This is a genomic window from Bacteroidota bacterium, from assembly GCA_034723125.1.
GTDB lineage: Bacteria > Bacteroidota > Bacteroidia > CAILMK01 > JAAYUY01 > JAYEOP01.
Genome location: JAYEOP010000113.1, coordinates 15,030 through 16,965, shown reverse-complemented (window position 1 = coordinate 16,965; position 1,936 = coordinate 15,030). Strand labels below are relative to the sequence as shown.

2 protein-coding genes are annotated in these 1,936 nt (G+C 30.5%); both read left to right on the top strand.

All coding sequences use genetic code 11. The features are described from left to right. The first annotated feature begins 154 nt into the window (after positions 1 to 154). Positions 155 to 511, top strand: a complete 357-nt coding sequence (locus tag U9R42_03525) for a cupin domain-containing protein (protein MEA3495087.1) — start codon at positions 155 to 157, stop codon at positions 509 to 511. Positions 512 to 542: 31 nt separating this feature from the next. After that, the gene (locus tag U9R42_03520) at positions 543 to 1,865 is read left to right on the top strand and encodes a 4Fe-4S binding protein (protein ID MEA3495086.1); all 1,323 of its coding nucleotides are present in this window, start codon (positions 543 to 545) and stop codon (positions 1,863 to 1,865) included. Positions 1,866 to 1,936: the final 71 nt, after the last annotated feature.

Sequence of the window (1,936 nt, the reverse complement as noted above, 5' to 3'; positions counted from 1 at the left end):
ATCTTTTTGCGATATTTTTATCTTTCTCAACTCACTGATGCTAAGGCATCGCCTCGTCTCAAAAAATAAAAATCTCATCAAAAATCTTAGAAATCATAAAATTTGACAGTTTTCTTAGAGGCACTATGTAGGAAAACGAAATTATTCTACTTGTATTTATTTCCTTTTAACATCAGGTAATTTTTCGGCATTTCATAAAATTAAGCAAGATGAAATTTGGCATTTTTACAAAGGCTCTCCTATTAAACTTCATATAATTTCCGAATTAGGAGAATATTACAATGTTGTTATTGGCAATGATTTAAACAATGAACAAAGTCCCCAATTTGTTGTTTCGGGTGGTAATTGGTTTGCGGCTGAGGTTGTTAACGAAAATGATTTTTCTTTGGTCGGATGTACTGTTTCCCCCGGCTTTGATTTTACTGATTTTGAACTTGGTAGTCGTAAAAAACTAATTTTCATGTTTCCTCAACATCAACAAATAATTTATAGATTGACTAATGATCAATAAATTTTTTAAGAGTAATTATTTTTTAGTTTTAATGCAGTTTTTAACACTGCTTGTTTTTATTGCGTTAATTTACGGAGCAATAGGAGTTACAACAAATGACAAAGATTTTGCATTAATTTTACGGAATACAAATCTTTCCAACCTGATTGTGTGGTCGTATTGGTGGCCACTTATTATTGTTACTGCAATTTTATTTGGCAGGTTTTGGTGCAGTATCTGTCCAATAGAATTGCTTACTTCTTTTTTCGGGAAAATCGGATTCAGAAAAAAACCAAATAAATTTTTAAAAACGGGTTGGGTAATCACTTTATTTTATCTACTTATTATAGTTGTTGGAATACACACGCTTGCTATTCATCGTATTCCTCAATTTATGGCAATTTACATGCTTATTTTATTCGCAGTTGCAGTTGTTGCAGGACTAATTTGGGAGAAACGGACTTTTTGCACTTACATTTGTCCTGTTGGTCATTTGCTTGGATTATATTCATTGCTATCATCAAAAAAACTACGTGTAAAAAATATTGATGTTTGTAAAAAATGTACAACTAAAGATTGCATTAGCAAATCCAATCATTATAAATTTATTGGACGCTCGTGTACTTCAGAGCTTTATCCTGCAAAAGTAATTGATAACAAAGCTTGTATTTTATGCGGACAATGTCATAAATCATGTACAAAAAATAATATTGCAATTCAAAAGCGAAAATTTGCTGAAGATTTATTTAATGGTATAAAACTTTCTTGGTCGGAAATTGCATTTTTTATGATATTAAGTGGATTTGTTGTTTACGAGCTTTTATCGGAATGGAAGGTCAGTAAAGAAATTGTGATAGCTGTTCCCGAATTTATTAATCAATCGTTAAACATATCAGGTAGTTTAACAGGCACTTTAAAAGCAATTTGCCTTTTTATCTTTTTCCCACTGATTTTCTACCTTATTTTCTCTGCTTTAAATAAAATACTCGCAAAAGAAAATTGGAAAAAATCCTTCACACAACTTGTAATCGCTATTTTACCGATTACTGCAAGTATGCATTTTCTTAAAACATTATTAAAAACCACTTCACGAATACCATATTGGAATTTTGTATTATCCGACCCCAAAGGAGTGAAAACCGCAGAACTAATTACTGATAATCCCGGATTATTAAAAAGTGATGTGTTATCTTTTTTATCACCATACCTTAGTGTAATAGCCTTACTGTTATCGCTTGGAGGGATTTTGTTGTCGTTATTAATCATTCGTAAGCAACAATATAAAAACAAAGCTTCAAAAATAATTTCAATTTTTGCTACTTTAATTTATGCTGCTATATTTTTAATCACAATAATTGCATGGCGAATATTGTAGAAGGAAGATTATTATATTTGGCTTTATCTGATTTATTGGGAGGATATTAAATTTTGAAATTAGCTGTTGGC